Source organism: Streptacidiphilus alkalitolerans, from assembly GCF_042511045.1.
In the GTDB taxonomy this organism is placed as follows: domain Bacteria; phylum Actinomycetota; class Actinomycetes; order Streptomycetales; family Streptomycetaceae; genus Streptacidiphilus; species Streptacidiphilus alkalitolerans.
This window is the reverse complement of the sequence record NZ_JBHEZX010000016.1, coordinates 182174-188954: the sequence shown is the minus strand read 5'-3', so window position 1 is coordinate 188954 and position 6781 is coordinate 182174. Positions and strand designations below refer to the sequence as shown.

5 protein-coding genes are annotated in these 6781 nt (G+C 72.8%); 2 read left to right on the top strand and 3 right to left on the bottom strand.

All coding sequences use genetic code 11. The features are described from left to right. A partial coding sequence (locus tag ACEZDG_RS29830; protein WP_380515366.1) for a streptophobe family protein occupies window positions 1-1155 on the bottom strand: 1155 nt, incomplete at its 3' end. A 594-nt stretch (window positions 1156-1749) separates the two neighbouring features. On the opposite strand from ACEZDG_RS29830, the gene ACEZDG_RS29825 reads away from it, so the two are divergent. Beyond that, entirely contained in the window at window positions 1750-2808 is a 1059-nt protein-coding gene (locus ACEZDG_RS29825; protein ID WP_380515364.1) for a DUF6777 domain-containing protein, read from the top strand. A gap of 13 nt (window positions 2809-2821) precedes the next feature. Here ACEZDG_RS29825 and argS read toward each other — a convergent pair whose 3' ends face one another. Then, the gene (gene argS / locus ACEZDG_RS29820) at window positions 2822-4588 is read right to left on the bottom strand and encodes an arginine--tRNA ligase (RefSeq protein ID WP_380515361.1); all 1767 of its coding nucleotides are present in this window, start codon (window positions 4586-4588) and stop codon (window positions 2822-2824) included. Between the two features lie 130 nt (window positions 4589-4718). After that, a complete protein-coding gene (locus ACEZDG_RS29815; protein ID WP_380515358.1) occupies window positions 4719-5585 on the bottom strand; it encodes a tetratricopeptide repeat protein in 867 nt (288 codons plus the stop codon). 160 nt (window positions 5586-5745) lie between these two features. Here ACEZDG_RS29815 and ACEZDG_RS29810 point away from each other — a divergent pair, with 160 nt between their 5' ends. Continuing rightward, complete coding sequence (locus ACEZDG_RS29810; protein WP_380515355.1) at window positions 5746-6774, top strand: Rv2578c family radical SAM protein; 1029 nt, start codon at window positions 5746-5748, stop codon at window positions 6772-6774. Window positions 6775-6781: the final 7 nt, after the last annotated feature.

Genomic DNA, 6781 nt, shown 5'->3' with positions numbered 1-6781 from the left:
CCCCCCACCCCCGCCGACCCCGAGCAGCCCGAGCCCGTACCCCGCGGACACCCGCGTCAGCACCCCCACCAGCAGCATCGTCACAGCCAGCGCCGCGCCCAGGCGGAGCGCCCAGTGCCAGGGCCCCACCCGCCGCGACGCCCGCGCGGCCATCACCACCGCGCTGCCGAGCAACAGCACCCCGGCCAGCACCGGCAGCAGCCAGACCCGGCCGTCGTAGCGGGACAGCGCGCCCAGGTCCAGCGTGACGTCCCTGGTCCCCGCGGTCTGCAGGACCGAGGAGAGGGCCTTCGGCATCGGCAGGCCGATGCCGGCGTTCACATGGCCGTGCCAGGCCCCGCCGAGGCCGATGCCGAAGGCGAGCCAGACCAGGTTCGGCAGGGCCAGCGCCACCACCGCGAAGGTGTCGCGGGCCTGTCCCCGCACCACCGCGGTGACCACCCCGGCGACCAGGCCGAGCACCACATACGCCAGCAGAATCACCAGCACCGCCGAGGCGGTGGGCCGTACCGCCGCCTGGAACCGCAGCAGCCCGGCCGGCAGTGGAGCCGCCCGCGAGACCGCGAAGGCCAGGGCGAGCACCACCAGCAGCCAGAGCAGTCCGAACCCGACCGTGGCCGGCACCCCGGTACGGAAGCCCACGGTCGGGGTGGCCCCGAGCGCGCCGCCGAGCTGGTCGGTCACGCCGTTGCCGGTGGAGAGGGTGAAGCTGTGCCGGGCCAACCGGGTGAGCAGCAGCAGCGCCACCACCCACAGCACCGCCACCCGCGCCGCCCGGCCGAGCAGCTCACCGGTGCCGGCGACGGCCCGCAGCCGCAGCGGCCGGAGGAAGCAGAAGGCCGCCACCAGTGCCCCGACCAGGCTCACCGACAGCGGCAGGGCCGCGATCCCGGCGTGCGCCTGCGCCAGAAAGCCCGCGCTCCCGTCCAGCGACACCGGTACGCCCAGCGCCATCAGCACGGTCGCGGCGACCACGGGCAGAAACGCGCCTCCGGGCAGCGCGGTGGCCTGCGCCAGCCACAGCCCGAGCGCCGCGACCGCAACCATGGCGGCGAGGGCGCCGAGCACGGTCCCGGCAGCGGAGCCCCAGCCGCTGAGTAGCGCCCGGGGCCCGGCGGACCGCGGGGAGGGTGTCGACACGTCACTGGGTTGCACGCCGCCTCCTCCCGCAGCCCTGACCATTGCCTACAGGACCATCGCCTCCAGCTTCGGCCACACCACCGCAGTCGGCGAGCCGACTCCTCCTGCGGTTGCGAGGTCACCCGGTCGCGACAACACAATTGGACGTGCGGGACGTGCACGGACCGTCCGTGCCGTCCGGAGGGGTGATACCAGGGGCCGCCCTGCTGGGCGGCGCCGGCCGTCCATGCCTGGGAGGCAAGGCTCGTGAGTACCCAACCGCCCGCTGGATCCCCTGCCGAACCCGAACCGCCGACCGGTCCGCCCGCGGGGCCGCCGTCCGGGCCGGTCTCCGGCCCCTCGTCCAGCCCCTCGTCAAGCCCCCCGCCGTCCGGGCAGATACCCGGACCGCCCTCCGCCGACCGGTCCGTCCCGGCCCCGCCACCGACGCCACCGCAGGCACCGCAGACACCGCAGACACCGCCGCCGACGGCCCAGTCCTCCACCCCGCCCGGGGAGCCGCCGACGCAGCTGTCAGGGACGGCCCCGCCCCCGCCGCCGCCCGGCCGTCAGCTGGGGTCCGCCGCGGCCTCCGGAGGACGTCCGCGCCGCCCCTGGTGGCGTCGTCCGTTGGCGCTCGCGGGCGTGGCCGCGGTGGCCGCCGTCGCCATCGTGCTGGCCGTGGTGCTGGGCGGAAAGTCGTCCAAGCCGGAGGCCACCAGCACCCAGGCCCTCGCCCTGCAGCCGGTCAACGACGCGGGACCGGCCCCGTTCAGCCCGTCGGTCGCCAAGACGGCCGCCACCCCGACCCCCACCCCGTCCGCGCCGAGCGGCAGCGCCGGGGTCAGCAGCGGCACCGGCACGGCCAGCACCGTGCAGGGCTCGGCCGTCGGCCTGTACGGGGGCTCCGAGCACCTCTCCAGCTGCGACGTGGCCCAGCTCTCGGCCTACCTCACCGCGCACCCGGACAAGGGCAGGGCCTGGGCCGGCGTCGAGGGCATCCCGCAGAGCTCCATCCCGTCCTATCTGAAGTCGCTGACGCCGGTGGTGCTGCGGGTGGACACCCGGGTCACCAACCACGGCTTCAGCAATGGCGCCGCGACCTCGTTCCAGTCGGTGCTGCAGAGCGGCACCGCCGTCCTCATCGACGCCCACGGCCTGCCCAAGGCCCGCTGTGCCTGCGGAAACCCGCTGAGCCCGCCCGTGCAGACCAGCACCCCACAGAGCTACACCGGCACCGCGTGGTCGTCCTACCGGCCGTCCAATGTCGTGATCGTGGAGCCCGCGGTGGTCCAGATCACCGTCATCGTGCTCTACGACCCCACGCACGGGACCTGGTTCAACCGGCCGATCGGCAGCCACGGCGGCTCGGACCACAAGGTGCCCCCGCCGAGCCCCACCCCGAGCACCTCCACGTCCGGTTCCAGGCCGTCGACCAGTTCCTCCGGTTCCTCCGGCTCCTCCGCGCCGAGCACCTCCGCGAGCAGCCCGTCCTCCACGCCGCCGTCGACACCGCCCTCGACGGCGCCCGTGACGCCGACGCCGACCGTGTCCTCCCCGGCCACCGAGGCGCCGTCCTCCTCGTCCAGCGAGTCGGCCGCGCCCTTCACCGGAGCCCCGACCAACTCCAGCTCCGCCACCGGGCCGGTGCTGCTGACCCTGACCCCGGCGCAGAACACCACACCCTGACACCACACCCTGACTACATCCGCTCCGGGGCCTCGACGCCGAGCAGGTCCAGGCCCCGGGCCAGGGTGTCCCCGGTCAGTCGGCACAGCACCAGCCGGTTGGACCGCAGTTCGTCCGTGGGCGCCTTGAGGACCGGGCAGTCGCCGTAGAACTCGGTGAACGCCTTGGCCAGCGCGAACAGGTAGCCGCACAGCCGGTGCGGCTCCCACTCCCGGCCCACCTCGCCGACCACCGCCCCGAAGCCGTCCAGCAGCAGGATCAGCGCCCGCTCGGCCGGGTGCAGCGGCAGGGCGGTGTCGACGCCCCGGTCGAGCGCGCCCTCGGGCGCCTTGCGCAGGATGGCGCGCACCCGGGCGTGGGCGTACTGCATGTAGACACCGGTGTTGCCCTGCAGCGAGACCATCTGGTCGATGTCGAAGACATAGTTCTTGGCCCGCGAGGTGGACAGGTCGGCGTACTTCACCGCGCCGATCCCGGCCGCCCTGGCCACCCGCTCCAGCTCCGCCCCGGTCAGGTCGTGCGACTTCTCCGCCAGCGCCGCCCGGGCCCCGTCCTCGGCCGCGTCCAGCAGCTCGGACAACCGCACCGTGCCCCCGGCCCGGGTTTTGAACGGGGTGCCGCCGGGACCCATCACCGTGCCGAAGGGGACGTGGACCGCCTCCACCCGGTCGGGCAGCCAGCCGGCCCGCCGGGCGGTGGCGAAGACCATCCGGAAGTGCAGCGCCTGCCGGGCGTCGACCACATAGAGGATCCGGTCCGCCTTGAGCGTGTCGACCCGGTGCCGCAGCGTCGCCAGATCGGTGGCCGCGTAGCCGAAGCCGCCGTCGTCCTTCCGCACGATCAGCGGCACCGGCTCGCCGTCAGGACCGGTGACGTCGTCGAAGAAGACACACAGCGCACCGTCGCTCTCCACCGCGATCCCCGCTGCCACCAGGGCCTCGGTGATCTCGTCCAGGTAGGGGTTGTAGCTCGACTCGGCGGCCTCGTCCGCCCGGGTCAGCTGCACCCCGAGCCGGTCGTAGAGGAGTTGGAACGCCTCCGAGGACACCGCGACCAGATCCCGCCACACCGCGAGCGTCGCCTCGTCGCCTGCCTGCAGCGCCACCACCCGCCGTCGCGCCCGCTCGGCGAACCCGGGGTCGGCCGTGAACGCCCCCCTGGCAACCCGGTACAGGCCGTCCAGCGCGGAGACCTGGTCCCCGGCGTCGGCCACCGTGGGGTCGCTGCAGCGCCACGGGGCCTCGGGATGCTCGTCCAGGTACTGGATCAGCATCCCGAACTGGGTTCCCCAGTCGCCCAGATGGTTCTGCCGCACCACGTCCGCACCGAGGAACGCCAGCACCCGGACCAGGCTGTCCCCGATCACGGTCGTCCGCAGATGCCCGACGTGCATCTCCTTGGCGATGTTCGGACCGGAGTAGTCCACCACGGTCCTGACCCCCGCCAGCGGGCGGCCGACCCCGAGCCGGGGATCCGCGGACCGGTCGGCCAGCAGGCTCCAGAGCGCGCTGTCGGCCAGCGTCAGATTCAGGAACCCCGGCCCGGACAGGCTCGCCAGCAGCGGCCCGCCGTCGAGCTCCTGGCGCAGCGACTGCGCCAGCGCCCGCGGCGTCGTCCCGGCCGACCCGGCCAGCGACAGGGCGACGTTCGACTGGAAGTCGGCATGCTCGGACGCCCGCACGACCGGGTCGCGCCGGGACAGCGACGGCGGCAGCACCCGGCCCATCGCGGCCGACACCAGGCCCTCCGCCAGGCTCTTCGCCGCCAGCACCTCAGTCACGGGGATGTCCTCTCCGTCAGCACACCGAACGTCGCCGTCCCTGTGCCTGAACAGTAGTAGGACCAATAGGGCGCATACGACTGGTTTCCCCGAACCCGCGGACCCGGGCCTCGGCGGACGGACGCCGACCTCACCCCGCCGGATACAGGTCCTGCCAGGAACGACCCGCAGCCGCTCGGCCCCATCCGTCGAGCAGCGCCACCACCTGGTCCGCGGGGGCCGCGAGCATGAAGTCCTGTGTTCCGCTGCCGACGTCGACGCCGGACTTCTGCTCATGGCTGCCCTCGCTGCAGCAGGTGCAGAGCAGCTTCACGCTGCTGGCAGGCTCCGCCCCGAAGCCCCGATCGGCGAAGCACTCGAACAGCGCTTCTAGATCCTCGGCGCCGGGAGCAGTGACGGTGACCCCGTGCGTGGGCAGTTCGGAGGGTTCGAACAGGAGGATCTCGTCGAAGACGCTGTGCTTGCGGCCTTCCGCGACGCGCGCCCCGGTCGGCTCCCCGTCGTGCAGCACCACCTCTCCGAACCGCCGCCCCGCCGACACCGGCACGCTCACCACCCGGGCCCGGGTCGGGCACAACCGCTGTGCCCACACCACCTCGCGTTCGCCATCGGTGTCCAACCGCACGCAGGCCATGCCGTACCGGCCCACGATCTCCCCGTCCCCCTCGGGAACAGTGATGCCGTAGCCGCTCCAGGCATCCCTGGCGACCGGCCAGTCACGCAGCACCGTCGCGGCGATCCCCAGGTTCCAGTACGCCGGATCCGCCTCCCCGCGCGGTGCCCTGGCGGCGGCCTCCTTGCCGAGTTCGAACGCCTTCTCCCAGTTGCGTAGGAACTTGTGCGCGAGCGCCGCGTCGAACCACCAGATGCTGCTGCCCTCCTCGTCGGGGAAGGAGCGCAGCACCTCCTCGTAGCGGTCGGCGGACAGTTGCCACTCCTCCGCCTTCCAGAAGTCCCGCGCCTGCTCCAGCAGTTGCTTGGCCTCGCTCTTGCGCACCCCGCCCAACCTTCCCCTTGTGCCGACCGCCAGGCACTCCACCTGCGAATTCCGCGAACGCAGTGTGCCACAGACCCGTCCCGGCCGAGCCGGGACTTATTCGCTCATGTGTTCTACTCTGAGATGACGGGGCTATCGAACACATGTACTAGGAGGCGGTATGCGCTGGCAGAATCTGGGCGCTGACAGTGCTGCCGCGCCCGCACTGTTCGGGCTGGACGTGGTGAGCCGGACCTTTGACACGCCGGAGTTCCGCGGGATCACCTTCCACGAAGTGCGGGCGCGGTCGATCATCAACCGGGTGCCGGGCAGTTCGCGGATGGCGTTCGAATGCACGATCAACCCCTACCGGGGGTGCAGCCACGCCTGCGTGTACTGCTTCGCGCGCAGCACCCACGGTTATCTCGACCTGGACACCGGGCACGACTTCGACAGCCAGATCGTCGTCAAGGTCAACGCCGCCGAACTGCTGCGCCGCGAACTGGCCGCGCCGCGCTGGCAGGGCGAGCACATCGCCATGGGCACCAATGTCGACTGCTACCAGCGCGCCGAGGGCCGCTACCGGCTGATGCCCGGCATCCTAGGCGCGCTGCGGGACCGGGCGAACCCCTTCTCCATCCTGACCAAGGGCTCGCTCATCCTGCGCGACCTGCCGATCCTCGAACAGGCGGCCGAGGTCACCGAGGTGTCCACGGCCGTCTCGGTCGGCTTCACCGACCGCGACCTGTGGCACAGCGTGGAACCCGGCACCCCCTCCCCGGGCAAGCGCCTGGAGGTCTGCCGCACGCTGACCGACCACGGCATCCGCTGCGGCGTGCTGATGGCGCCGGTGCTCCCCCATCTCTCGGACTCCCCCGAGCAGTTGGACGCCACCGTCCGCGCGATCGCCGCCAGTGGCGCGACGTCCGTCACCCCGCTGGTGCTGCATCTGCGCCCCGGCGCACGCGAGTGGTACTTCCAGTGGCTCGCCCGGTACCGGCCCGACCTGGTCCGCCGCTACGAGTCGCTCTACCGCAACAGCGCCTACGCCCCCGCCTGGTACCAGCGCCGGATCACCCGCCAGGTCCAGGAACTCGCCGCCGGGTACGGCATGCGCGATCGGCGCACCCCACGCGGGACGGCGCCGGAGCCTTCCCCGGACGAGAAGACCGAGAAGACTCCGGCGCCGACGCAGCTCAGGCTCATCTGACCGGCCG